The sequence below is a fragment of the Paraburkholderia sp. genome, assembly GCF_050742655.1.
Lineage (GTDB): Bacteria > Pseudomonadota > Gammaproteobacteria > Burkholderiales > Burkholderiaceae > Paraburkholderia.
On the sequence record NZ_JBOIGG010000008.1, the window covers coordinates 161,411 to 184,338 of the forward strand.

Annotated in this window: 24 protein-coding genes; 15 read left to right on the forward strand and 9 right to left on the reverse strand. The window is 62.9% G+C overall.

Annotation, left to right across the window (positions count from 1 at the left end):
- Window positions 1-335 precede the first annotated feature (335 nt).
- Entirely contained in the window at window positions 336-1,535 is a 1,200-nt protein-coding gene (locus ACREXZ_RS13750; RefSeq protein ID WP_431764633.1) for a porin, read from the forward strand.
- Between the two features lie 135 nt (window positions 1,536-1,670).
- Here the strand turns inward: ACREXZ_RS13750 and ACREXZ_RS13755 are convergent, their stop codons facing one another.
- The 4 genes from ACREXZ_RS13755 to ACREXZ_RS13770 all read right to left on the reverse strand — a co-directional run bounded on the left by ACREXZ_RS13755 (window position 1,671) and on the right by ACREXZ_RS13770 (window position 5,107).
- The gene (locus tag ACREXZ_RS13755) at window positions 1,671-2,726 is read right to left on the reverse strand and encodes a HoxN/HupN/NixA family nickel/cobalt transporter (RefSeq protein ID WP_431764634.1); all 1,056 of its coding nucleotides are present in this window, start codon (window positions 2,724-2,726) and stop codon (window positions 1,671-1,673) included.
- 162 nt (window positions 2,727-2,888) lie between these two features.
- Window positions 2,889-3,608 carry an ABC transporter substrate-binding protein gene (locus ACREXZ_RS13760; protein WP_431764746.1) on the reverse strand — a complete coding sequence of 240 codons (720 nt, stop codon included), beginning with the start codon at window positions 3,606-3,608 and terminating at the stop codon, window positions 2,889-2,891.
- A gap of 159 nt (window positions 3,609-3,767) precedes the next feature.
- Window positions 3,768-4,508 carry a transporter substrate-binding domain-containing protein gene (locus ACREXZ_RS13765; protein ID WP_431764635.1) on the reverse strand — a complete coding sequence of 247 codons (741 nt, stop codon included), beginning with the start codon at window positions 4,506-4,508 and terminating at the stop codon, window positions 3,768-3,770.
- The gene (locus ACREXZ_RS13770; protein ID WP_431764636.1) at window positions 4,505-5,107 is read right to left on the reverse strand and encodes a GNAT family N-acetyltransferase; all 603 of its coding nucleotides are present in this window, start codon (window positions 5,105-5,107) and stop codon (window positions 4,505-4,507) included. Before ACREXZ_RS13770 ends, ACREXZ_RS13765 begins: the two co-directional genes overlap by 4 nt.
- 245 nt (window positions 5,108-5,352) lie before the next feature.
- Between ACREXZ_RS13770 and ACREXZ_RS13775 the strand changes: the two genes are divergently transcribed.
- From ACREXZ_RS13775 to ACREXZ_RS13795, 5 genes are read left to right on the forward strand one after another with little or no spacing between them, the layout of a single operon-like run.
- Window positions 5,353-6,129 (forward strand): GntR family transcriptional regulator, encoded by a 777-nt coding sequence (locus ACREXZ_RS13775; protein WP_431764637.1) that lies wholly within the window; start codon window positions 5,353-5,355, stop codon window positions 6,127-6,129.
- Window positions 6,126-7,859, forward strand: coding sequence for a fumarate reductase/succinate dehydrogenase flavoprotein subunit (locus ACREXZ_RS13780; RefSeq protein WP_431764638.1), 1,734 nt, complete (start codon window positions 6,126-6,128; stop codon window positions 7,857-7,859). Before ACREXZ_RS13775 ends, ACREXZ_RS13780 begins: the two co-directional genes overlap by 4 nt.
- Window positions 7,860-7,881: 22 nt before the next feature.
- The gene (locus tag ACREXZ_RS13785; RefSeq protein WP_431764639.1) at window positions 7,882-8,127 is read left to right on the forward strand and encodes a 4Fe-4S dicluster domain-containing protein; all 246 of its coding nucleotides are present in this window, start codon (window positions 7,882-7,884) and stop codon (window positions 8,125-8,127) included.
- A 5-nt stretch (window positions 8,128-8,132) separates the two neighbouring features.
- Window positions 8,133-9,161: a HEAT repeat domain-containing protein gene (locus ACREXZ_RS13790; protein ID WP_431764640.1), complete on the forward strand. Its 1,029-nt coding sequence runs from the start codon at window positions 8,133-8,135 to the stop codon at window positions 9,159-9,161.
- Entirely contained in the window at window positions 9,158-9,469 is a 312-nt protein-coding gene (locus ACREXZ_RS13795) for a gamma-butyrobetaine hydroxylase-like domain-containing protein (RefSeq protein WP_431764641.1), read from the forward strand. The genes ACREXZ_RS13790 and ACREXZ_RS13795 overlap by 4 nt, the downstream gene beginning before the upstream one ends.
- A 112-nt stretch (window positions 9,470-9,581) precedes the next feature.
- Here ACREXZ_RS13795 and pcaG read toward each other — a convergent pair whose 3' ends face one another.
- Together pcaG and pcaH are read right to left on the reverse strand one after the other, a co-directional pair.
- On the reverse strand, window positions 9,582-10,172 hold the full coding sequence (gene pcaG, locus ACREXZ_RS13800; protein WP_431764642.1) for a protocatechuate 3,4-dioxygenase subunit alpha: 591 nt from the start codon (window positions 10,170-10,172) through the stop codon (window positions 9,582-9,584).
- A 2-nt stretch (window positions 10,173-10,174) separates the two neighbouring features.
- Complete coding sequence (gene pcaH, locus ACREXZ_RS13805) at window positions 10,175-10,879, reverse strand: protocatechuate 3,4-dioxygenase subunit beta (RefSeq protein ID WP_431764643.1); 705 nt, start codon at window positions 10,877-10,879, stop codon at window positions 10,175-10,177.
- Between the two features lie 99 nt (window positions 10,880-10,978).
- Here pcaH and pcaQ point away from each other — a divergent pair, with 99 nt between their 5' ends.
- The 3 genes from pcaQ (at window position 10,979) to ACREXZ_RS13820 (ending at window position 14,009) form a co-directional block, all read left to right on the forward strand.
- Window positions 10,979-11,959: a pca operon transcription factor PcaQ gene (pcaQ, locus tag ACREXZ_RS13810; protein ID WP_431764644.1), complete on the forward strand. Its 981-nt coding sequence runs from the start codon at window positions 10,979-10,981 to the stop codon at window positions 11,957-11,959.
- A gap of 281 nt (window positions 11,960-12,240) precedes the next feature.
- Window positions 12,241-13,251: an ABC transporter ATP-binding protein gene (locus tag ACREXZ_RS13815; protein WP_431764645.1), complete on the forward strand. Its 1,011-nt coding sequence runs from the start codon at window positions 12,241-12,243 to the stop codon at window positions 13,249-13,251.
- On the forward strand, window positions 13,248-14,009 hold the full coding sequence (locus tag ACREXZ_RS13820; protein WP_431764646.1) for an ABC transporter permease: 762 nt from the start codon (window positions 13,248-13,250) through the stop codon (window positions 14,007-14,009). Before ACREXZ_RS13815 ends, ACREXZ_RS13820 begins: the two co-directional genes overlap by 4 nt.
- 40 nt (window positions 14,010-14,049) lie before the next feature.
- Here the strand turns inward: ACREXZ_RS13820 and shiA are convergent, their stop codons facing one another.
- Entirely contained in the window at window positions 14,050-15,369 is a 1,320-nt protein-coding gene (shiA, locus tag ACREXZ_RS13825; RefSeq protein ID WP_431764647.1) for a shikimate transporter, read from the reverse strand.
- 334 nt (window positions 15,370-15,703) lie between these two features.
- Here shiA and ACREXZ_RS13830 point away from each other — a divergent pair, with 334 nt between their 5' ends.
- The 5 genes from ACREXZ_RS13830 (at window position 15,704) to ACREXZ_RS13850 (ending at window position 19,803) form a co-directional block, all read left to right on the forward strand.
- Window positions 15,704-15,934, forward strand: coding sequence for a hypothetical protein (locus tag ACREXZ_RS13830; protein WP_431764648.1), 231 nt, complete (start codon window positions 15,704-15,706; stop codon window positions 15,932-15,934).
- Window positions 15,912-16,631: a GntR family transcriptional regulator gene (locus ACREXZ_RS13835; protein WP_431764649.1), complete on the forward strand. Its 720-nt coding sequence runs from the start codon at window positions 15,912-15,914 to the stop codon at window positions 16,629-16,631. The genes ACREXZ_RS13830 and ACREXZ_RS13835 overlap by 23 nt, the downstream gene beginning before the upstream one ends.
- Before the next feature lie 359 nt (window positions 16,632-16,990).
- Window positions 16,991-18,238, forward strand: a complete 1,248-nt coding sequence (gene frc, locus ACREXZ_RS13840; RefSeq protein WP_431764650.1) for a formyl-CoA transferase — start codon at window positions 16,991-16,993, stop codon at window positions 18,236-18,238.
- Window positions 18,239-18,375: 137 nt separating this feature from the next.
- Window positions 18,376-19,188 carry a fumarylacetoacetate hydrolase family protein gene (locus tag ACREXZ_RS13845; protein WP_431764651.1) on the forward strand — a complete coding sequence of 271 codons (813 nt, stop codon included), beginning with the start codon at window positions 18,376-18,378 and terminating at the stop codon, window positions 19,186-19,188.
- Window positions 19,189-19,803: a hypothetical protein gene (locus ACREXZ_RS13850; protein ID WP_431764652.1), complete on the forward strand. Its 615-nt coding sequence runs from the start codon at window positions 19,189-19,191 to the stop codon at window positions 19,801-19,803.
- A 66-nt stretch (window positions 19,804-19,869) separates the two neighbouring features.
- Here the strand turns inward: ACREXZ_RS13850 and ACREXZ_RS13855 are convergent, their stop codons facing one another.
- Both ACREXZ_RS13855 and ACREXZ_RS13860 read right to left on the reverse strand, forming a co-directional pair.
- The gene (locus tag ACREXZ_RS13855; RefSeq protein WP_431764653.1) at window positions 19,870-20,178 is read right to left on the reverse strand and encodes a hypothetical protein; all 309 of its coding nucleotides are present in this window, start codon (window positions 20,176-20,178) and stop codon (window positions 19,870-19,872) included.
- Between the two features lie 99 nt (window positions 20,179-20,277).
- Window positions 20,278-21,222, reverse strand: a complete 945-nt coding sequence (locus ACREXZ_RS13860; RefSeq protein ID WP_431764654.1) for a LysR family transcriptional regulator — start codon at window positions 21,220-21,222, stop codon at window positions 20,278-20,280.
- A gap of 351 nt (window positions 21,223-21,573) precedes the next feature.
- Here ACREXZ_RS13860 and oxlT point away from each other — a divergent pair, with 351 nt between their 5' ends.
- Window positions 21,574-22,902, forward strand: coding sequence for an oxalate/formate MFS antiporter (gene oxlT / locus ACREXZ_RS13865; RefSeq protein WP_431764655.1), 1,329 nt, complete (start codon window positions 21,574-21,576; stop codon window positions 22,900-22,902).
- The last annotated feature ends 26 nt before the right edge of the window (window positions 22,903-22,928 follow it).

Below are 22,928 nucleotides of genomic sequence, written 5' to 3' on the forward strand. Positions count from 1 at the left end.
TCCGGAACCGACGCATCCGGCCGGATACGCTACGCATAAAGCCTACTGAATACGTTTTCACGAGAATGAAACTGACGACCCCTAACGTGCGGGGAGCCGCACGCTCATGGGTCTTCGATTGTCTTGCGTCCCGGGGATAAAAGACGATTCTCTCGCTTGTGAACGGGTAGCTTGTGCGCTGAAAGATTTGGTATGCGAATTATTTCCGCTATGTAAGTTCTGGCTGGCCGCCTTCGAGGAGGTGACCGAATAATCGCGCGTTTCCCGGATCCTTCGGCCTTTCTCGCGTGAATAACGAGGCTCGAGCCTCACTGATAACTGAAAGAAGAAACCAGATGAAAATGCAAAAGACCACGGCCGCCCTCCTTGTGATCGGCACATTCGCGGGCGTCGCGCACGCGCAAAGCAGCGTCACGCTGTACGGCATCGCCGACGGCGGTATTCTCTTCAACAACAACGTCAAGGGCAGCAAGCTATATTCGTTTTCCAGCGGCACGTCGTCGCGCTTTGGCTTGACGGGTGCCGAAGACCTCGGCGGTGGCCTGAAGGCGATCTTCACGCTGGAAAACGGCTACACGCTCGGCACGGGCGGGTTGAGCCAGGGTGGCCTGCTGTTCGGCCGGAAAGCATTCGTCGGCTTGAAGAGCGATACGTGGGGTACGGTGACCGCCGGTCGCCAGTACTCGGCGAGCAACGACGCGACCTCCACGTTCGCATCGGGTGCCGACTGGGCCGCGTCGGGTCTCGGCTACGGCACGCGTGCGGGCGACGTCGATAACGTCGATACGTCGAACCGCGTCCAGAACTCGATCAAGTACACGAGCCCGAATTTCCGCGGTCTGCAGGTCGGCGTGCTGTACAGCCTCGGCGGTCAGGCGGGGCACTTCTCGCAGAACGAAGTGATCGATACGGGCGTGTCGTATGCGAACGGTCCGATCAAGCTCGGCGCGAGCTACATGTTCACGAAGAACCCGTACTACGCGACGTTCGGCGACCAGGGCAATTCGGCGACGCCTTCGTCGTCGGCGACTGGCGCGAACAACAACATGCCGAGCCGCATTTACGGCGGCTACGCATCGGCAGGTTCGCAGCAGATCATCACGGCTGGCGGTTCGTACGTGGTCGGGCCGGCGACGATCGCGCTGCTGTACTCGAACACGCAGTTCCAGAACCTCGGTTCGGTGAGCGCGGTGGGTAGCTTCGGTACGAAGTACAACGGCGGCACGGCGACGTTCAATTCGGGCGAACTGAACGTGAAGTACGCCCTGACGCCGGCACTGACGCTGGCAGGCGCTTACATCTACACGCACAACAGCGGCGCGGACGGCGTGGGTAGCGCGAAGTACAACCAGTTCAACCTGGGCGCGATCTACTCGCTGTCGAAGCGCACGTCGTTCTACGCGATCGGCTTCTTCGAAACCGCGTCGGGCGTCGATTCGACGGGCAAGCAGGCAGTGGCCGACTTCAGCGGGTCGTCATACTCGTCGAACAACCACCAGCTGGCCGCTATTATCGGCATGACGCACAAGTTCTGATCGACCGCAGTTTCGCGCTCCGGTCGCGGTGGGCCGGAGTGGTTTTCGATGTTGTTCAAGGCTAATTGGGCCTTCCCCGTGCGGCGGTTCTTGCGGATGGGGAAGGCCGTTTTTTTGTGTCGCTGCTAGTGGCTACTAGCGGTTGACCTCGAGTTCATCGAAGCGCTTCACCCGATAGATCAGCACCGACGCAAGCCAGCTCAGCGCAAAAATACCGATGATGACGTACCCGAGGGTGCCGAAGTGGTCGTTCAGCGCACCGATCGCATCCCACGATGGACCTTGAAGCTTTAGCTGGTCCGCGAGCAGTCCCAGCGCTTCGATACCCCCGATCACGATTGCGACGATCACCGACACCATCGTGATGGTCATGTTGTAGTAGATCTTGCGAATCGGCTTCAGGTACGCCCAGCCATAGGCGCCCAGCATCATGTGGCCGTCGAGCGTGTCGACCAGCGACATACCGGCGCTGAACAGCACCGGAAACACCATGATGGCCCACGGCGAAAGGCCGTGCGAAGCCTGCGTGGCGGCGATGCCGAGCAGCGCGATTTCGGTTGCGGTATCGAAACCCAGCCCAAACAGGAAACCGAGCGGGTACATGTGCCAGCTTCGCGTGATCAGGCGGAACAACGGGCGAAAGAGCCGGGACAGAAATCCGCGATCGGCCAGCAGCATGTCGAAATCGTCTTCGACGTACTTGCCACCGCTCCTGACGTGACGCCACGCGCGATAGATCGACCTCAGGATGATGAGGTTCATCAACGCGATCGCAAACAGGAACAGCGCCGACACCAGCGTGCCGACGATGCCGCCGATTTCCCTGTAGTGACTGAAACGCGACTCCATCGCGGACGCGGTAACGGCGACCGCGACGGACGCGAGCACGACGACGGTCGAGTGGCCGAGCGAAAAAAAGAAACCCACCGAGACCGGACGCTTTTTCTCCTGCATCAGTTTGCGCGTGACGTTGTCGATTGCGGCGATGTGATCCGCGTCCACCGCATGGCGCAGTCCGAACCCGTAAGCCAGCAACGCGGTTCCGAGCAGGACGGGGTGATTCCTGAATGCCACGACGGCCCAGATCCACGCAACGACGTTAATCGCGATCAACAAGCCGTAGATGCCAAAGAGCCTGCTTCGTACCTCCGTGTTCGAGTCACCGAAAACCTTCAGCAATTGAGAAATCATCGGACAGGTTCCTTGGGATTGCGCGTCCCTCTCTATGTCTGAGGCGTTTATACACTGCGTGATTCGCGCTGTCGATTGGAGCAAAAAAGCGGGGCGTCGTTTGGGTGGAGAGCACCATAACGTGGTGCCCTTGATGCTTCACTGACCTGCGCGCGCCACACGTCAGTCGTCGGCGCCCGCGACCTCCGCACCCGCAATGCGATGCCGCGCCAGCGACGCCGCAACGAAGCCCGACGCCTTCATGTCCTCGACGAATTTCGACAGGTATGCAGCCGCTTCGTCGCCTCTTGCCTTGGGCACGCCCATCGCCTGACGGATCACCATGAAGCGCTGATTGAGTATCCGCAGTCCGCCCGTTTTAGCGGCGTCGTGTTCGAGCTGTTGCTTGACGCCCGCCGCGACATCCAGATGCTGATCCAGAAAACTCTGCACGACCGCGGGCGAAGTCGGAATGCGGACGAGCGTGGCGTGATGCAGTTCACGCGTCAGAAAGAGATCGTAAGCGCTGCCCGCACCGACCGCGACCGTCACACCGGAGCGATCGACTTCGTCGTTGGTCATGATCGGCGAAGCGTCTCGCACGAGATAAAAACCTTCTATCAGCACATACGGTTTGGTGAACGCGATTTCCTGTCCGCGCTTCTGATCGATGGCGAAGAACCCGATGTCCGCCTTGTTCTGATTCACATTCTCGACCGACATGCCCGCCGATTTGACCGCGACGAGTTCCAGCCGCACGCCAAGTCGCTTCGCAAGTTCGGTCGCGAGATCGACGGACACGCCGACCGGTTTGCCCGTCGTTGGATCGAGCATCGCGAGGACCGGGTTGCCAAGATTGATCGATGCGCGCAACGTGCCGCCAGGCGCGAACACGGCCGCCATCGATGGGTTTGTGTCGTTCGTCTGCGCGAATGCCGATGTCGAAACGGACGCGGACAGGACTGCGCCTGTTGCCAGCGAGGCGGCCAATGTCCTGAATACGCCACGATGGCGCTTTACTTTTGAGAGCTTCGTCATCTGAGGTTGACTCCCTTGTATGCGTTAGCGCGGCACCACCGGATCTATTTCACTCGCAGTGAATCCGAACCGCCCCATCCGCTCCCGATGATCCGCCGAACCCAGATAGATCCGCAATTGCCGGTCGAACGCATCGAGCAGCGTGCGATCTCGCTGCGAAAACGAGAAGGCGCCGCGCGGTGCCGAATAGCATTCGACATGATTCGCGTCGTGCGCGATCGCGGCCACGATGTCCGTGCCGATCCGCTCCGCGACGATGCGATTGCCCAGCGCCGTGCTCGCGTATGCATCGATTGCGCCGCTGCGTAGCGCGTCGATCGCGTCGGACTGTTCGCTCAATAGCACGATCTGTTCTGCAGACACGCCCGCACGTATCGCCGCGTCATGCTGCACCTGCCCTGTGATGATGCCGAGCCGCGCGTCGCTGCGACGGGCCAGAGAAACATAGTCCGTCAGCTGTTTGGGATTGCCCGCCTGAACCAGGAAGCCATCGCCGATCGCCCACACGGGCAGGCTGAAATTCACGTGTGTCGCGCGCTCCGCCGTGATGAAGAGCGGCACGTTGATGTCCCACCGTCCGTTTGCCACGCCGGGCAGCAGCTCGGCGAACGTCGTCGGACGATGGACGATCGTCGTCACGCCGATCGCACGCAGTATCGTGTCCGCCAGTTCGACGTCGGCGCCGGTGGCCGAGCCGTCCGCTTGCGTCCAGCCGAACGGCGGTTCGTCGATGTACGCTAGCGTGATCTTCGGTGTGCGGATCATGAAACTGCAAGCCTCGTCAGCAGCATCGTCCTCACGTCGGGCCACTCGGAATCGATGATGCTAAAGCGTACCGAATTGCGTTTTCGCCCGTCCGGCATGATGCGCTCGTGTCGAACGATACCTTCCTGTTTCGCGCCGATGCGCAGAATCGCGGTGCGCGATTTTTCGTTGAGTTCGTCGGTCGTGAACTGGACGCGCACGCATTCCATCGTGTCAAACGCATAAGCCAGCAGCAGGTACTTGGCCTCGGTATTGACGCTGGACCGCTGCACCGACGCACTCAACCACGTATGACCGATTTCCAGCTTCCGGTTCGCGCGATCGATCTTCCAGAACCGCGTGCTGCCGACGATCCGTCCGCTGTTGCGATCGACGATGACGAACGGTATCACCGTGCCGGCACGCTGTCCTTCCAGTGCGGTCGCGATGTATGCGTCGACGGTGGCGGGGCTGGGCACGACCGTGATCTTCAGGTTCCACAGTTCGCCGTCCGCAGCCGCTTCGAGCAGACCGGGTGCGTGTTCGCGTTCCAGTGGACGGAGTTCCACACGTTGGCCCGTCAGCACTGGTTGGGTAAGTTGCGAGGGAGTGTCGCTCATCAACAAGGTTCGTTGCTGTCGTTCAGGAGCTTCAACGTTTCGATCGCGAATGTGGCCTTTAGCGTCGCGTCGTCGAAATCGAGGTGGGGAGTAGGGCGGCGCTGCATGAGACGAGATCCGGTGAGTATCCGCTACATCATGCCATAGCCTTTCTGCAGAAATACATAGCACGAAAACTTCGTTGGCCCGCCCGACCTCGCTCCCTACACTGTGCGTCATCTTGTCATAACAAGTTGACGCACAACGTGCCAAACCTCTCCGCAAACCTCATCCAGCTGTCCCCGCCGCCGCTCTACGAGCAGATCAAGACGGCGCTGCGCGCGCGCATCCTCGACGGCACCTACGCACCGCACAGCCGCATGCCGTCCGAAAGCGAACTGTGCGCGAGCTTCGGCGTGAGCCGCATCACGGTGCGTCAGGCGCTCGGCGATCTGCAGAAGGAGGGGCTCGTGTTCCGCCTGCACGGGAAGGGTACGTTCGTGTCGAAGCCGAAGGCGTTTCAGAACGTCACCGCGTTGCAAGGCTTTGCGGAGGCGATGTCGTCGATGGGCTACGAGATCGTCAACCAGTTGCGCTCGCTGCGTTTCGTGCAGGCGGACCGCCGCATTGCTGAACGGCTCGCGTTGCCGGAAGGGGCGCGCGTCGCGGAGATTCATCGCGTGCGGCTGCTCAATCGCGAGCCGGTGTCGCTCGAGGTCACGTGGGTGCCCGAAGCACTCGGCAAGCGGCTCGCGAACGCGGACCTCGTCACGCGCGACATCTTCCTGATTCTCGAGAACGACTGCGGGCTCGCGCTCGGTCACGCCGATGTATCGATCGATGCGATTCTCGCCGATGACGAACTCGTCGATGCGTTGAATATCGAGGAGGGTGGTCCCGTGCTGCGCATCGAACGGCTCACGCACACGGCCGACGGCACACCGGTCGACTACGAGCACCTGTATTTTCGCGGCGACGCATTCCAGTACCGCTTGCGCGTCGACCGTCAGAAAGCGGATCGCAACACGAGGGCGGCACGATGAACACGCAGGTGAGCGAATACGACGTCGTGGTGGTAGGCGGCGGCACGGCGGGCCCGATGGCGGCCATCAAGGCGAAAGAGGCGGACCCGTCGCTGAAGGTGCTGTTGCTGGAAAAGGCGAACGTCAAGCGCAGCGGCGCAATCTCGATGGGAATGGACGGCCTGAACAACGCGGTGATTCCAGGCCACGCGACACCCGAGCAGTACACGAAGGAGATCACGATCGCGAACGACGGCATCGTCGATCAGTCGGCGGTCTATGCGTACGCGCGGCACAGCTTCGCGACGATCGAGGAACTCGACCGCTGGGGCGTGAAGTTCGAGAAGGACGGCACCGGCGACTACGCGGTGAAGAAAGTGCATCACATGGGCTCATACGTGCTGCCGATGCCCGAAGGGCGCGATATCAAGAAGGTGTTGTACCGGCAACTGAAGCGCGCGCGTGTCGCGATCACCAATCGCGTCGTCGCGACGCGGCTGCTGCTGGACGCGCAGGGGCACGTATGCGGCGTGCTCGGTTTCGACTGCCGCACCGCGGAGTTTCATGTGATTCGCGCGAAGGCGGTGATCCTGTGCTGTGGCGCGGCCGGCCGGCTCGGTCTGCCGTCATCGGGCTATCTGATGGGCACGTATGAAAACCCGACCAACGCTGGCGACGGCTATGCGATGGCTTATCACGCGGGCGCGGCGCTCGCGAATCTGGAGTGCTTCCAGATCAATCCGTTGATCAAGGACTATAACGGTCCCGCGTGTGCGTACGTGACCGGGCCGCTCGGCGGGTTTACCGCGAACGGCAAGGGCGAGCGCTTCATCGAATGCGATTACTGGAGCGGGCAGATGATGTGGGAGTTCTATCAGGAACTGCAGAGTGGCAACGGGCCGGTATTCCTGAAGCTCGACCATCTTGCCGAAGAGACCATCCAGACCATCGAGCAGATTCTGCACACCAACGAACGTCCGAGTCGCGGACGTTTCCACGCAGGACGCGGCACCGATTACCGGCAGCAGATGGTCGAGATGCACATTTCGGAGATCGGCTTTTGTAGCGGGCATAGCGCATCGGGCGTGTACGTGAACGAGCGCGCGGAGACGACGGTGCCCGGTCTCTACGCGGCGGGCGACATGGCCGCGGTGCCGCACAACTACATGCTCGGCGCGTTCACGTACGGCTGGTTTGCCGGCACGAACGCGGCGCGCTACGTCGCGGGCCGCGAGCATGCGCCGCTCGACGACGCGCAGATCGCCGCCGAACGCGCGCGCATCTACGCACCGCTCGAACGTACGACGGGCCTTGCACCCGCCCAGGTCGAATACAAGCTGCGGCGGATGGTGAACGATTATCTGCAACCGCCGAAGGTCACACGCAAGATGGAGATCGGCCTGCAGCGCTTCGCTGACATCGCCGACGATATCGACGCGATCAAGGCCGACAACCCGCACGAGCTGATGCGTGCCGCCGAAGTGCGCGCGATCCGCGATTGCGCGGAGATGGCCGCGCACGCATCGCTGTTTCGCACTGAGAGCCGCTGGGGGCTTTATCACCATCGCGTCGACTATCCGCAGCGCGACGACGCAAACTGGTTTTGCCATACGCATCTGACAAAGGACGCGTCCGGCCGCATGACGAGCGCGAAGCGCGCGGTCGAACCGTACGTGGTGCCGCTCGATGCACGCGACAGCGACGCCTACCGCAATCTGCGTATCGGCGAGTCCGCGCTTGCCGACGTTTGACCAGAAACACGAGGAACCCACGATGTCCACCACGCCGCACGACATTTTCCAGCGCAGCACCGCGCCCGTTACGATCGACGAAGACCGCTGCATCGCGGACAAGGGCTGCACAGTGTGCGTCGACGTGTGCCCGCTCGATCTGCTCGCGATCGACGTATCGAAGGGCAAGGCGTACATGAAGTTCGACGAATGCTGGTACTGCATGCCGTGCGAGAAGGATTGCCCGACGGGTGCGGTGAAGGTCGAGATTCCTTATCTGCTGCGCTGACCGATATGACTGCTATGACCGATAGCGCATCGATTCCACTGCTGTTCGATCCTGCTTCGCTCGATCCCGAAGCGGCGGCGTTGCTGCCGCGCCTCGCATCGACGGATGCGGCGGTGCGCCGCATCGCGCTGCTTGCGCTCGCGGATCTCGAAGACGAAAGCGCACTCGCGCCGATCGTCGCGCTGTTGCGTGCGGACCCTGCCGACGAAGTGCGTGCGGAGGCCGCGTACGTGCTCGGCGCGTGGGAGCGCGACGACGTCGTCGAAGCGCTGTGCGCGGCGCTCGTCGATCCGGCCGACGACGTGCGCGATGCCGCTGCGCTGAGCTTGTCGCAACTGAAGGACGTGCGCTATGCGCCGATCGTCGCGCGCTGGAGCACGCACGACGCGCCGTTCGTGCGCGCGGCTGCGCTGCGGGCATTGCGCGAATTGCGCTATGCAGGCGCGTTCGAGCCCGCGCTCGCCGCGTTGCATGCGGCTGACGCGGCTGTGCGTCTCGAAGCCGTGAGCGTGCTTGGCTGGCTCAAGGATGGCCGAGCGCTCGGCCCGCTGACCGAACTCGCCGCCGACGATCCTGACGCGGACGTGCGGCGTGCGGCGGCTGGCGCGCTCGGTCTCGCCGGAGCGACGGATGCAGCGGATGGGGCGGATGTGCAGGTGGTCGGTGCGTTGCTGCGCGCGTTGCGCGATGACGTGTGGCAGGTGCGTGAAGCCGCTGCGACGACGCTCGGCAAACTGCGCGCGCCGCATGCATGCGACGCGTTGCTCGCCGCGCTCGACGATGAATACTGGCAGGTGCGTCTGCAGGCCGTACGTGCGTTGGGCAAGTTGCGCGACGGGCGCGCGGTCGTGCAGGTTGCCGCGCTGCTCGCGCACGCGATCAGCAATCTGCGTAAAGAGGCGGCGCTTGCGCTTGGCGAACTAGGCGACGCGCAAGCGCGGCCCGCGCTCGAAACCGCGATGTCCGATGCGGACCCCGAGGTGCGCAAAGCGGTGCGCATTGCGCTCGCGCAGATCGACGGAGCTGCGCGATGATTGTGCTGCAGCGCGTGAGCGTCGACGGGCGTGCGCGCACGCTGACGCTCGAATGGGACGACGCGTACGCGCAGACGCTCGCTCATGCGCTGCTGCGCGCGCAGTGTCCGTGCGCAGCATGCCGGCGCGCAAGGCTTGCTGGCGATCGGACATTGCACGTGCCGCAAGACGTTGCAATCGTCGACGTGCAGCCGATGGGGTACGGCGTGCAGATCGCGTTCAGCGACGGGCACGCGCAAGGTATCTATCCGTGGACGTTCCTGCGCACGCTGGATGCGAAGAACGCGCCAGAAAAAAGGCCCGCTTGATAGCGGGCCGAACTGTTACCGGAGTTGCGAGTTCATCGCAGATCGCATCGTAGGCGATCCATGTGAAAGCCTCGTGAAAAGTTCGGCGGTTGAATATCCCGCTGCGCCGCGTTCACAGGTCGAAGAAAACCGTCTCGCCTTCGCCCTGCATGTGGATGTCGAAGCGATACACCGCCGCTCCATCACCGGGCTCGCGCCGCGCGATCAGCGTCGCGTGCCGTTCGGCCGGCACACTCGTCAGCACCGGGTCGCGTTCGTTCGCGGCCGTCTCGTCGTCGAAATAGATGCGCGTGAACGTGTGCAGCAACATGCCGCGCATCGTCACGATCACATTCAGATGCGGCGCTTCGTCCGGTGCCGTGCGGCCGGGCTTCACCGTCTCGACGATAAAGCGCCGCTGCGGATCGGTGCCCGTGCCGACGCGCGCAAACCCGCGAAAGCCGCTCGCGATGCACTCTTCGCGCGAAGCCGGATAGCGGCCGTCGCTATCCACCTGCGACACCTCGAGCATCGCGTCGAACACCGCTTCGCCGTTGCCGTCGAACACCTGGCCCACGATCGTGATGTGTTCGCCCTTCGCTTCGCGGTCGGCGAGCGTCGCGGTGAACAGGCTGCGAAAAGCGAAATCGTATTGCTGCGGACACAGGCCGTACGCGAAGTACGGACCGACGGTTTGCGAGGGCGTCTGTTTCAGCGTCGTCATGTTCAGCGCTCCAGCGGGGTTTCGTCGCGGCCACGCAGCACGATGTCGAATTCGTAGCCGAGCGCGAAGCCTTCTTCGGTGACGTCGAGCGAGAAGCGCGAGATCAACCGTTCGCGCGCGTCCGCAGGCGTGCCCTGGTAGATCGGATCGAACGCGAGCAGCGGATCGCCGGGGAAATACATCTGCGTGACGAGGCGCGAACCGAAGTAGTCGCCGAACAGCGAGAAATGGATGTGATTCGGGCGCCACGCGTTCGGATGATTGCCCCACGGGTACGCGCCGGGCTTGATCGTGAGGAAGCGATAGCGGCCGTCCTGGTCGGTCACGCAGCGGCCCGCGCCGAGGAAGTTCGGATCGAGCGGCGCGTCGTGCTGGTCGGTCTTGTGCACGTAACGGCCCGTCGAGTTCGCCTGCCAGATTTCGACCAGTGTATTGCGCACCGGGCGGCCGCCTTCGTCGAGCACGCGGCCCGTGACGATGATCCGCTCGCCGAGCGGCGCACCGTTGACGACCGCGTTGCGCGTCAGGTCGTGATCGAGCGCGCCGAGATCGTCGGCGCCGTAGACCGGCACGTGCTGGTCGCGCAGCCGCTCCTTCAGCGGAATCAGTGGGCGCGTCGGTCCGCGCTTCACGGACGAACGGTAGCCGGGTTCGAGATACGCGGGATGCGATGCGAAGTCGCGCGGTGTGAGGAGGGTGTCGCCCATCGGGTGTCTCCGTCTGGATGGGGAATGATGAGGCGACTTTAACTAATCCAGGAAGTTATGCAAAATGACGTTTTATCGTGTTTCGTATAACCCCTCGTTATGCAACGTAGCCTTGCGGACAGCCGCGTCAAATTCCGTCATCTGCAGTGCTTTCTCGCCGTCGCGCAGTTCGGCGGCGTGCAGAAAGCGGCCGAAAGCCTGTCGGTCACGCAGCCCGCGGTGTCGAAGACCATTGCCGAACTCGAAGCGATTCTCGGCGTGAAGCTGTTCGAGCGCGGCCGGCGCGGCGCGGTGCCGACCCGCGAGGGGCAGCTGTTCCTGCCGCACGCGAGCGCGTGCGTGAGCGCGCTGCGGCAGGGCGTGGATCTGCTGGCAGGGGCGCAGGGCATGGTCGCCGCGACGCTCGCGGTTGGCATGCTGCCGACGGTCGCGCCCTCGCTCGTGCCGCCGGTGCTCAAGCGCTTTGCGACGCAGTGGCCGCATGTGGTCGTGCAGCTTGCCACCGCGTCGAACGTCGAACTGATGGGCTGGCTGAAAGCCGGCGCGATCGAGTTCGCGGTGGGACGGCTCGCCGATCCGGAACGGATGGTCGGCCTGAGCTTCGAACAGCTGTATGGCGAGCCGCTCGTGGCCGTCGTGCGCGCCGGGCATCCGATGGCGGAGAACCCGGGGCCGCCGGCTACGCTGCTCGACTACACGGTCGTGTTGCCGCCGTACGGCACGATGATCCGGCAGTCGGCGGAAAGTCTGCTGACGGTGTGGGGCGTGCCGCCGCTGTCGTCGTTCGTCGAGGTGCTGTCGGTATCGGTGGGGCGCGCGCTTGCGCTCTCGAACGACGCAGTGTGGTTCGTGCCCGCGGGCGCGGTCGAACACGATCTCGCGCACGGCGTGCTGGTGCGTCTGCCGTTGCCATTCGCGGGGACCGACGAACCGGTCGGCCTGATCCTGCGTTCGGATTCGCAGCCTTCGCCGGCGGGTCGTGCGCTGATCGACGCGGTGCGTGCGGTCGCGCAGGAACGTCTTGCCGCGGGCGGCGCGCCGTCGACGCGTGGTTCGAAGCGTGGCCACCGTCCGCGTTGAGTAGTAGCGGTATGGGTATTGGCGGAGCATTACCGTCATGCAGGCAACACAATGTTCCGCAGCTGACCTGCTGTTGGCGTAGCGACAGAAAACCTTGCCGGTTTTGGGACGTATTGGCGATGTATTGAAGATGGACACCGGCCCATTCGTCGGTTCCAGCCGAACAATCGCCGCGACCTGTCGGTGACTCTCGCCCAATCCGCTTCCGCTGCAGCGCGTCATGCTCAATGATTGCGCCGGACGCCGCCACTGCAGCGACGACTTCTGCTATCGTCGCGGGCATGCAAACGATCCTCTCCGTCACGAATCTCTCGAAAACCTACGCGTCGGGATTTCACGCACTCAAGCAGATCGACCTGTCGATCCGGCGCGGCGAAATCTTCGCGCTGCTCGGACCGAACGGCGCCGGCAAGACGACGCTGATCAGCACGATCTGCGGGATCGTTCGGCCCACCGAAGGCACCATCACGGTCGCGGGTCACGACATCAATACCGACTATCGCGCGGCGCGCTCGCTGATCGGCCTCGTGCCGCAGGAACTGACCACCGACGCATTCGAAACCGTCTGGGCCACTGTATCGTTCAGCCGCGGGTTGTTCGGCAAGCCGGCCAACCCCGCGTACATCGAGAAGGTGCTGAAGGACCTGTCGCTGTGGGAAAAGCGTAACAACAAGATCATCACGCTGTCGGGCGGCATGAAGCGCCGCGTGCTGATCGCGAAAGCGCTGTCGCACGAGCCGCAGATCCTGTTTCTCGACGAGCCGACCGCGGGCGTCGACGTCGAACTGCGCCGCGACATGTGGAACCTCGTGCGGGGCTTGAGCGCAAGCGGCGTCACGATCATCCTCACCACGCACTACATCGACGAAGCCGAAGAGATGGCCGACCGCATCGGTGTGATCAACGGCGGCGAGATCATGCTGGTTGAAGACAAGGCCGAACTGATGCGCAAGCTCGGCAAGAAGCAACTGAGCGTGCAGCTCGAAGGCCCACTCGCGGCGGTGCCGCCGCAACTGGCCGAATACCGGCTGGAACTGTCGGCGGACGGCAACGAACTCATCTACACGTACGACTCGCACGAAGAGCACGCGACGCAAACAACAGGCGAACCCGCGGACCGGCGCACCAGCATCGTCGCGTTGATGAACGCGCTGAGCGATGCGGGTATCCGCTTCAAGGATCTGCAGACCACGCAGAGTTCGCTCGAAGACATCTTCGTCAGCCTCGTGAAGGGCCAACGCGATGCGAACGGCGGCACGCACGCGAGTCGAGACAAGGAAAGCGCAACATGAACATTCACGCAATCCGCGCGATCTATCGCTTCGAGATGGCGCGCACCTGGCGCACGCTGATGCAGAGCATCATCGCGCCGGTCATTTCGACGTCGCTGTATTTCGTCGTGTTCGGCTCGGCGATCGGCTCGCGGATCAGCCAGGTCGGCGGCATCAGCTACGGGTCGTTCATCGTGCCCGGGCTGGTCATGTTGTCGCTGCTGTCGCAGAGTATTTCGAACGCGTCGTTCGGCATCTACTTTCCGCGCTTCAGCGGCACGATTTACGAATTGCTGTCGGCGCCGGTGTCGTACGTGGAGATTGTCGTCAGCTATGTCGGCGCCGCGGCGACGAAGTCGATCGTGCTCGGCCTCATCATTCTCGCCACCGCGGCGCTGTTCGTGCCGCTGCAGATCCTGCATCCGTTCTGGATGGTGCTGTTCCTGGTGCTGACGGCCGTGACGTTCAGCCTGTTCGGTTTCATCATCGGCATCTGGGCGGACAGTTTCGAAAAGCTGCAGATGGTGCCGCTTCTCGTCATCACGCCGCTGACGTTCCTCGGCGGCAGTTTCTATTCGGTCGACATGCTGCCGCCCGTGTGGCGCGTCGTGACGCTGTTCAATCCGATCGTCTATCTGGTGAGCGGTTTTCGCTGGAGTTTCTACGGTATCGCCGACGTGCACGTCGGCGTGAGCCTCGGCATGACCGTGGTGTTTCTCGCGGTGCTGATGGGCGGCGTCGCGTGGATCTTCAAGACCGGTTATCGCCTGAAAACCTGAGTGCGACGCGTGGCTGAACCGCGCCGCCAGGCGCCCCAGGCTACGCGCGGCCCGTCTTCATCCGCGCGGCGACGAGCACCGAGATCAGGCAACCCGCTGCGAGGTACGCGGCTACCGGATGCCACGAGCCGCCTGCCATATTCACCAGCGCCACCGCGATGAACGGCGTGAAGCCGCCGCCGACCACGCTCGCGACCTGATACCCGACACCCGCGCCGCTGTAGCGATACTCGGTGCCGAAGAGCTCGGTGAACATCGGTTGCTGGACGCTGACCACCATGTCGTGCGCGACGTTCGCGAGCATCACGGCAAATACGACGATCCACACCGTGGCGCGTGCATCGAGCGCCACGAAGAATGGCACCGCGCTGAGCATGCCGATCGTTGCGCCGAGCATGTAGACGCGGCGGCGGCCGAAGCGGTCCGCGAGCCACGCGAAGCACGGAATCGTCACGCAGCTCAGCGCACCGACCAGCAGTCCGATGTTCAGGAATAATTCGCGCTTCATGCCGAGGTTCGCCGTCGAATAGTTGAGCGCAAACGCGGTGACGATGTACATCGTGAACAGCTCGGCGAGCCGCAGCGCGATGATCAGCAGAAGCGCCCGCGGATGACGCAGCAGCGCTTCGACGATCGGCAGCCGCAGACCGTGCTCGCCATGCTCGCCGACCTTGTCGACGAACTCCTGCGATTCCGCCATGCTCGAGCGGATCCATAGCGCAACCAGCACGAGCAGCACGCTGAAAAGGAACGGCAGGCGCCAGCCCCACGCGACGAACGACGCGTTGTCCATCGACCGGCTGATCAGCGAGACGAGGCCCGTCGACAGCACGAGGCCCACACCATAGCCGACCTGCACGCCGCTGCTGTAGAACGCCTTCTTGCGTTCGGGCGCGCTCTCGACGGCCATCAACGCGGCACCGCCCCATTCGCCGCCGACCGCGAAACCCTGGATCGCGCGCAGCGTCACGAGCAGTACCGGCGCCCACCAGCCGATCTGCGAGAACGTCGGCAACAGCCCGATCGCGGCGGTGGACAGGCCCATCATCGCGACCGTCAGCACGAGCATGCGCTTGCGGCCGAGCCGGTCGCCGTAGTGGCCGAACACGAATCCGCCGAGCGGGCGGAACAGGAAGCCAACGCCGAACGTCGCGAACGCGGCTAGCGTGCCCATCGTAGGACTGACTTTCGGAAAGAACTCGGTGTTGAAAACCAGCGCAGCGACGATGCCGTACAGCAGGAAGTCGTACCAGTCGACGACCGCGCCGACGAAGCTGCCGAGCGCGGCTTTGCGGGCGTCGCGCCGGTTGCGCTTCGAATTGGCATCGGGCACGGCCGACGGGCTGATGGGGGTGGTCATCGAGAGTGTCTCCTGGCAGGCCGTGTCGTTGTGTTATCGCTGAACAGCCGCAAGGATAGAGAGAGGACGCGCGGCAGGCAATGCGGAAGACGGCGCACGTGAGGAGAGCGGCGTATCGTCCCGGCGCAGCCGTGCCGAACCTCGGAGCGTGACTCCGCGCACGGAATATCCAACCGGACAGGGCGGCGTTTTGCCCCGTCAGCGGGTATCATCTTTTCCTGTGATGCTGAAAAACAACATCAACTGATATACTACATACGGAATATTGATTTTTGCGGCGACGCAGCATATGATTGAGCCATCTTCTGTTCACTCAATCTTGTGGAGCTGCAAAATGGATCTGCTTTCTCTCGCGCTGCTCGGTGTGGCTGTTGTAGGGTTAGGTTCGGCCGCGACGGTTCTATTGACCCGTTGGGTGCCGCAGCCGGTAGCGGAACTCGCCGCTGAACACGGCCGCTATGTCGGCCTGGGCGAAGCGGCGAATTCGGCGACCGCGCCCGCGACGGTGCCGTATCGTGCGCATGTTCAACAAGAGGCGATGAATGTCGTCAGAACTTCCAACTGAAACAGTGGCTACACCGCTTACGCTCGTACTACAGCCGATCAACGCAACCGCCAGCCTGCGCGATCAGGCGTATGCGATGTTGCGGCAGGCCATCGCGGACGCGGACATTTACCAGTCGCGCGAAGAGATCCGTCTCGACGAGCGGGTGCTGAGCGAAACGCTCGGCGTGAGCCGCACGCCGGTGCGCGAGGCGATGACGCTGCTCGAGCAGGAAGGTTTTCTGCGCATGGTGCCGCGCCGCGGTATCTACATCGTGCGCAAGAGCAAGCGCGAGATCGTCGAGATGATCCAGATGTGGGCCGCGCTGGAAAGCATGGCCGCGCGCCTCGCTACGTTGCATGCGACGGACGAGGAAATCGCGGGGCTGCGGCACATGTTCGACCATTTCCGCGACGCGACGCCGGCCGAGCACATCGCCGAATACTCGGACGCGAACATCGCGTTCCATCAGGCGATCGTCGAGCTGTCGAAATCGCAGATCATTCTCGAGACGATCAAGAACATCTTCGTGCACGTGCGGGCCATCCGCCGGCTGACCATTTCGCAGAGCGACCGCGCGTCGCGTTCGATCGTCGATCATCTGCGCATCATCGAGGCACTCGAGCAGCGCGACACTGAACTGGCCGAGCGGCTGGTGCGCCAGCACTCGCTCGATCTGGCCGTATTCGTCGAAGCGAACTGCGACTTCCTCGACTAACTCCAGGCGCCGCGGTTGAGGGGTTGAAAAGCGGGTTGAAAAGCTGAAAGGCCGGCGGATTTCCGCCGGCCTTTTTTGCTTGCGGCCCGGCCCAACCGCCAGCCCTAGTGTTTTCCCTCGGGTCGCGATCGCACCAGGCGATGCGTCGCCCTGAGACGCCCATCGCACAAGGCCAGGCCGCGTCATCCAGGGTTAATCCCGACACAAAAATCCGCTTGAACGAATGTGATATATCACATACCGTATTGATCAAGAGATCAACGCGGCGTATCTGGATGATTCAACGTGGACCATCCGATCGACGGTCCGGAGCGCCGCCGGCTCATGTGCAGGCAATCAAACGTACGGAGGAAGACGACATGGGCAAGGCACTCGACGGTGTGCGCATCCTCGATTTCACGCACGTGCAATCGGGCCCGACCTGCACGCAGTTGCTGGCCTGGTTCGGCGCGGACGTGATCAAGGTGGAGCGCGCCGGAGTCGGCGACGTCACACGCGACCAGCTGCGCGATATTCCCGACGCAGACAGCCTGTACTTCACGATGCTGAACCACAACAAGCGTTCGGTGACGATCGATACGAAGAACCCCGAAGGCAAGCTCGTGCTCGAGGCGCTGATCCAGAAGTGCGACGTGCTCGTCGAGAATTTCGCGCCCGGCGCGCTCGACCGGATGGGCTTCACGTGGGAACGCATCCAGGAACTGAATCCGAAGATGATCGTCGCGTCGGTGAAGGGCTTTGGCCCGGGCCCCTACGAGGACTGCAAGGTCTACGAGAACGTCGCGCAGTGCGCGGGTGGTGCGGCCTCCACGACGGGCTTCGACGACGGCCCGCCGGTCGTCAGCGGCGCGCAGATCGGCGACAGCGGCACCGGTCTGCATCTCGCGCTCGGCATCGTCGCCGCGCTCTATCAGCGCGTGCAGACAGGGCGCGGCCAGAAGGTGCTCGCCGCGATGCAGGACGGCGTACTGAACCTGTGTCGCGTGAAGCTGCGCGACCAGCAGCGCCTCGAACGCACGGGTGTGATGCGCGAGTACCCGCAGTACCCGAACGGCACCTTCGGCGAAGCGGTGCCGCGCGCGGGCAATGCGTCGGGTGGCGGCCAGCCTGGCTGGATCCTCAAGTGCAAGGGCTGGGAGGCGGACCCGAACGCGTACATCTACTTCATCACGCAGGCCCCGGTGTGGGCAAAGATCTGCAACGTGATCGGCAGGGAGGAGTGGGCCACCGATCCGGACTACGCGACGCCCGCTGCGCGCCTGCCGCGTCTGAAGGACATCTTCGCGGAGATCGAACGCTGGACGATGACCAAGACCAAGTTCGAGGCGATGGAGATCCTCAACAAGTACGACATCCCGTGCGGTCCGATCCTGTCGATGAAAGAGATCGCTGAAGATGAATCGCTGCGCAAGACCGGCACGATCGTCGAGGTCGATCATCCGGTGCGCGGCAAGTATCTGACGGTCGGCAATCCTATCAAGCTGTCCGACAGCCCGACCGATGTCACGCGATCGCCGCTGCTCGGCGAGCACACGGACGAAGTGATGGCCGAACTCGGCTATTCGAGGGACCAGATCGGCGCGTTGCGCGCAGCCGGCGCGATCTGACCGGGACTGAACAAGAGGCACCGTGGGGCGTCGCATGCTGAACATCGCATGCGCGGCCCGTCGATCAAACGATGTTGCCGCGGTACGGGCGCCCTGCGGTCACGCACGGTTCGCACCGGCACTGCCAGGAGATTGCGATGGATACGTGGATGCGTTTCATGTCGAACGACGGCGGGATCGTGTTCGGCCGCGTCGAGAACGGCTATCTGCATGAGTACGACAGCCTCGATCAGCCTGTGCCGACCGGCGCGGTGCTGTCGCTGCGCACGCTGACGCCGCTTGCGCCGTGCGCGCCCGGCAAGGTAGTAGCTTTGTGGAACAACTTTCATGCGCTTGCCGCGAAGCTCGAGAAGCCGGTGCCGATGCATCCGCTGTTCCTGTTCAAACCGCCGGGTTCGGTCATCGGGTCGGGCGATGCGATCCGTCGGCCCGTGCATTACGCGGGGAAGATCGTCTATGAAGGCGAGCTGGGCATCGTGATCGGCCGGCGTTGTCGCGATGCGAGCGTCGACGAGGCTGCGTCCGCGATCTTCGGCTACACGATCGTCAATGACGTCACGGCCGCCGAACTGCTCAACGAGAACCCGCACTTTCCGCAATGGTCTCGCGCGAAGGGCTTCGATACGTTCTGCTGCATCGGTCCCGCGATCGTGTCCGGTTTCGACTGGCATGCCGCGCGCGTCGTGACGACGCTCGACGGCGTCGAACGCCAGAACTATCCGCTCTCCGACATGGTGTTTTCACCGGCCGAGCAGGTGAGTCTGATCTCGCAGGATCTGACGCTCGAAGCCGGCGACGTGATCGCATGCGGCACGTCGCTCGGTGTCGGCTCGATCAAGGACGGCGCGACGGTGGCGGTGTCGATCGAAGGCATCGGCACGCTGAGCAATACGCTGGCACTCGCTGCGCAGAGTGCGTCCGACGCGGTCGCGACAGCGGTGCCGGCCTGAATGTCGCGCGATTTTGCACGACGTCCTGTTGCGCTCGCAGGGTGCAGCGCGCTCGCGGGATGCATCGCGATCGCGTGCGGATTCGCGCGGTATGGGTTTGCGGTGTCCCCGGTGGACGGCGTCCAGCGAGTCGAGATCTGCGTCGCGATCTTCATCGGTGCAGTGTTGTTCGCGAGTTCGACGATCGTGCTGTGTCGTGTGCACGGTGTGCGTGCTGCGCTCGGCAGACAGCCGGTTGTGTGGCGCAGCGAACGCATCGTCGATGTCGCCGGGCTCGCGCTGTGCGCGTGGCTTGCCTATGGGTTCGCCACCGCATCCGCGCAGATTCCTGCGGGCGCATTGTTGTTCGCGATGAGCGTGCTTGCCGCCGCACTTGGGGCGCACTGGATGGCTTTGTCGAAGTTCGCAGGCACATCGCACGGCGAGCGCTTGCGCATGCACCGGTTGCGCTTCGACTGGCGTGACGTCGAAGCGCACGCGAGCGCCGGCGACGGCAGCATGCAGCCATGGAAGCTACTCGACGATGCTTGCGATGTGCGGCATCGCGCGATCGAACGAAGCGCGACGGATCGACGCCGATACTCGTGCCGGTGTTCCAGGCGGGTGAGGTACTAAACCGGGTAAAAGGCGGCGCCCGCGCGGGATGTGTTCATCGGGCGCCGCAAGGCAAAGCAGTAGCAGTCAGAAGCCGTTCGAGGGAACGGACTCGCGGAAGTACTGGCTCTTCTTCTGCAGGATCAGTTGCGCGAGAAAGTCCGCGTCGTAGGCCCGGTGCAGATGCGCGTGAAACCGTTCGATGTACGCGGTGATACGCGCGGCCTCGCTGGCGAATTCGTTGAGTGCGTCGAGTGTGCCGCGGTCCCAGCGAAAACGCAGACCGAGGTCGCTGAACGCGGCGTTATACGCGCTGATGTGTGCGTCGTCGGGACTGTCCGCGGTAACGCGAACAGCACGCGTGGTGACATGAGACACCGTCGAAGCGTGATTCATGATCGGACTCCTGTGCGGACGAGTGAAATAACTCGCCTTCAGCATAGGGCCCGCGATGGATTTGCAATAGTTAAAGTTTTATTGGAAATTCATAACCTACTACTTATGTACGCTCAACTCCTTCACGCCGGTGATCTGTTCGATCAGCTTCGCGCCTTCCTCCATCAGGAAGCGGCGGAACGCGACGGCGACGGGCGGCAGGCGCTTGTTCTTGCGATGCACGACGTACCAGTTGAGCATCACCGGAAAGCTCTCGACGTCGAGCACGACGAGATGTCCGACCTGCAGTTCGAGGCTGATCGTATGGGCGGACAGGAACGCGATGCCCATGCCGGCGATCACCGCCTGCTTGATGGTCTCGGTGCTCTTGATCTCCATCGCGATCTTCAGGTTGGTGAGCCGGCCCGCGAATCCTTCTTCCATCGAATTCCACGTGTCCGACCCGCGTTCGCGCACGATGAACGCTTCGTTCGCAAGCTGGCTCATCTTGATGTTGCGCTTGTGCGCGAGCGGATGCGTCGGCGCTGCGACGATCACGTATGGGTGCGGCGCGAACGGTTCGTTGATCGCATCCATCTCGTGCGGCGGACGCACCATCACCGCGAGGTCCGTCTGGTTGGTCGCGAGCTGATGCAGCAGTTCCTCGCGGTTGTGCACCGCGAGATTCAGCACGACACCGGAGTAGCGCCGCGTGAATTCGGCAAGCAGACGAGGGAAAAAATAATCGCCGGCGCTGATCACCGCGACGTTCAGCTTGCCGCCGGAGACGCCCTTCAGCTGACTCATCGCTTCGTCCACTTCGTGGAACTGCTGGATGATCGTGCGGCTGTAGTGAAGCATCTCGGTGCCAGCGGGGGTCAGGTAGATTTTCTTGCCGAGCTGCTCGAAAAGCGGCAGCCCCGCGTGTTCTTCGAGTTGCCGCACCTGCGTCGAAACGGCTGGCTGCGTGAGGTGCAATTCTTCTGCGGCACGCGAGAAGCTCAGATGACGGGCCACCGTTTCGAACACCTTCAACTGACGCAGCGTCGCGTTTCTCATCGTCATGGCCGATGTATAAGCAGATATGAATCCAAATACTAACAAACTTTAATTATCACTGATTGAGCATAGACCCTAGGATGGAAACTGTAAGCCGGCGAGCCACCGTAAAAGCATCGGGTTAACGCGGGTTTTTTGCTGATTGCGACAAGGGCGAACAAGCCGCAACGCTTTTGGTAACAACCCTCGGCGTAACAATTGGTATTCGATTTTTTATTGTGTGGATTCACGGAATTTATATCGACGCGAAGTCGTTGAAAAGGAAGCACTCCCGCCCCGGCGGGCACAACTATAAGCAGTGATGTATCGCGCACGGCGATAACGCCGGCGCCCCTGAATACATAGCGGAGACAATGTATGGACGCGAATACACGGCAGGCCACAGCTGCCCCTTTCTGGTCGAACAGATGGTCTCAACTCGTCATCGGCATGTTGTGCATGGCGCTCGTGGCGAACCTGCAATACGCGTGGACGCTCTTCGTGTCACCGATGAATACGCGGCACCACTGGGGCCAGGCATCGATCCAGCTCGCGTTCTCCATTTTCATTCTCACCGAGACCTGGCTCGTGCCGGTGGAAGGCTGGCTCGTCGACAAGTTCGGCCCGAGGCCGGTCGTCGCTGTCGGCGCGTTGTGCGCGGGCGTCGCGTGGGTGATGAACTCGTACGCGACGACGCTGCCTGAACTCTATGTCGCGGCTGTCATCGCGGGTATCGGAGCGGGCGGTGTGTACGGTACGTGTGTCGGCAATGCGCTGAAGTTGTTTCCGGACCGGCGCGGTCTTGCCGCGGGGCTCACGGCCGCGGGCTTCGGTGCGGGCGCCGCGGTGACGGTGATTCCGATTGCCAACATGATCACGCGATCGGGCTACGAGCATACGTTCTTCTTCTTCGGCATCCTGCAGGGCGCGTGCATCTTCGTGCTCGCGCTGCTGCTGAAAAAGCCCGAAGTGCGCAAGGTTGCGGCGGCGAAGAAGCGCTTCGCGGTGACGAAGACCGACTACACGCCGGGCCAGATGATCAAGACGCCGGTGTTCTGGGTGATCTACGTGTCGTTCGTCGCGGTGGCCGCGGGCGGTCTGATGGCGACCGCGCAGATCGGTCCGATCGCGAAGGACTGGGGCCTCGCCCGCATTCCGATGACGATCTTCGGCATGACGCTGCCGCTGCTTACCGCGACGCTGTCGATCGACAACATCTGCAACGGCTTCACGCGTCCGCTGTGCGGCTTCATCTCCGACAAGATCGGCCGCGAGAACACAATGTTCGCGATCTTCGTCGGCGAAGGGCTCGCGCTGCTCGGGCTGATGGAGTTCGGTACCAACCCGTACGCGTTCATGACGTTCGCTGCGCTGATCTTCCTGTTCTGGGGCGAGATTTTCTCGATCTTCCCCGCGACCTGTGCGGACACGTTCGGCAGCAAGTATGCGGCGGCGAATGCCGGCACGCTGTACACCGCGAAGGGCACTGCATCGCTGCTCGTGCCGATCGCATCGGTGCTGGCGACGAGCGGCGGCTGGAATGCGGTCTTCATCACCGCCGCGGTGGTCACGATCGCAGCTGGCGTCGCGGCGAAATTCATCCTTGCTCCGATGCGCACGCGGTTCATCGAGGCCAGCGACACGCCGGTGCTTAATGGCGCCAATCCTTCGCGGTTGAGTCACTGGCCCGAACAGACCGGCGAATAGCAGCCTTTCGGGTTGATAGCCGCCGC

What these genes read in the sequence shown, in the direction of transcription:
- ACREXZ_RS13860 (WP_431764654.1), bottom strand. Translation starts at nt 21,222, where the DNA reads ATGACGATGAGAAACGCGACGCTGCGTCAGTTGAAGGTGTTCGAAACG.
- ACREXZ_RS13820 (WP_431764646.1), top strand. Translation starts at nt 13,248, where the DNA reads ATGAACATTCACGCAATCCGCGCGATCTATCGCTTCGAGATGGCGCGC.
- oxlT (WP_431764655.1), top strand. Translation starts at nt 21,574, where the DNA reads ATGGACGCGAATACACGGCAGGCCACAGCTGCCCCTTTCTGGTCGAAC.
- ACREXZ_RS13765 (WP_431764635.1), bottom strand. Translation starts at nt 4,508, where the DNA reads ATGATCCGCACACCGAAGATCACGCTAGCGTACATCGACGAACCGCCG.
- shiA (WP_431764647.1), bottom strand. Translation starts at nt 15,369, where the DNA reads ATGACCACCCCCATCAGCCCGTCGGCCGTGCCCGATGCCAATTCGAAG.
- ACREXZ_RS13770 (WP_431764636.1), bottom strand. Translation starts at nt 5,107, where the DNA reads ATGAGCGACACTCCCTCGCAACTTACCCAACCAGTGCTGACGGGCCAA.
- ACREXZ_RS13855 (WP_431764653.1), bottom strand. Translation starts at nt 20,178, where the DNA reads ATGAATCACGCTTCGACGGTGTCTCATGTCACCACGCGTGCTGTTCGC.
- ACREXZ_RS13845 (WP_431764651.1), top strand. Translation starts at nt 18,376, where the DNA reads ATGGATACGTGGATGCGTTTCATGTCGAACGACGGCGGGATCGTGTTC.
- ACREXZ_RS13815 (WP_431764645.1), top strand. Translation starts at nt 12,241, where the DNA reads ATGCAAACGATCCTCTCCGTCACGAATCTCTCGAAAACCTACGCGTCG.
- ACREXZ_RS13850 (WP_431764652.1), top strand. Translation starts at nt 19,189, where the DNA reads ATGTCGCGCGATTTTGCACGACGTCCTGTTGCGCTCGCAGGGTGCAGC.
- ACREXZ_RS13835 (WP_431764649.1), top strand. Translation starts at nt 15,912, where the DNA reads ATGTCGTCAGAACTTCCAACTGAAACAGTGGCTACACCGCTTACGCTC.
- pcaH (WP_431764643.1), bottom strand. Translation starts at nt 10,879, where the DNA reads ATGGGCGACACCCTCCTCACACCGCGCGACTTCGCATCGCATCCCGCG.
- ACREXZ_RS13790 (WP_431764640.1), top strand. Translation starts at nt 8,133, where the DNA reads ATGACTGCTATGACCGATAGCGCATCGATTCCACTGCTGTTCGATCCT.
- ACREXZ_RS13760 (WP_431764746.1), bottom strand. Translation starts at nt 3,608, where the DNA reads ATGGCGGCCGTGTTCGCGCCTGGCGGCACGTTGCGCGCATCGATCAAT.
- pcaG (WP_431764642.1), bottom strand. Translation starts at nt 10,172, where the DNA reads ATGACGACGCTGAAACAGACGCCCTCGCAAACCGTCGGTCCGTACTTC.
- ACREXZ_RS13830 (WP_431764648.1), top strand. Translation starts at nt 15,704, where the DNA reads ATGGATCTGCTTTCTCTCGCGCTGCTCGGTGTGGCTGTTGTAGGGTTA.
- ACREXZ_RS13755 (WP_431764634.1), bottom strand. Translation starts at nt 2,726, where the DNA reads ATGATTTCTCAATTGCTGAAGGTTTTCGGTGACTCGAACACGGAGGTA.
- ACREXZ_RS13795 (WP_431764641.1), top strand. Translation starts at nt 9,158, where the DNA reads ATGATTGTGCTGCAGCGCGTGAGCGTCGACGGGCGTGCGCGCACGCTG.
- pcaQ (WP_431764644.1), top strand. Translation starts at nt 10,979, where the DNA reads ATGCAACGTAGCCTTGCGGACAGCCGCGTCAAATTCCGTCATCTGCAG.
- ACREXZ_RS13785 (WP_431764639.1), top strand. Translation starts at nt 7,882, where the DNA reads ATGTCCACCACGCCGCACGACATTTTCCAGCGCAGCACCGCGCCCGTT.
- ACREXZ_RS13750 (WP_431764633.1), top strand. Translation starts at nt 336, where the DNA reads ATGAAAATGCAAAAGACCACGGCCGCCCTCCTTGTGATCGGCACATTC.
- ACREXZ_RS13780 (WP_431764638.1), top strand. Translation starts at nt 6,126, where the DNA reads ATGAACACGCAGGTGAGCGAATACGACGTCGTGGTGGTAGGCGGCGGC.
- frc (WP_431764650.1), top strand. Translation starts at nt 16,991, where the DNA reads ATGGGCAAGGCACTCGACGGTGTGCGCATCCTCGATTTCACGCACGTG.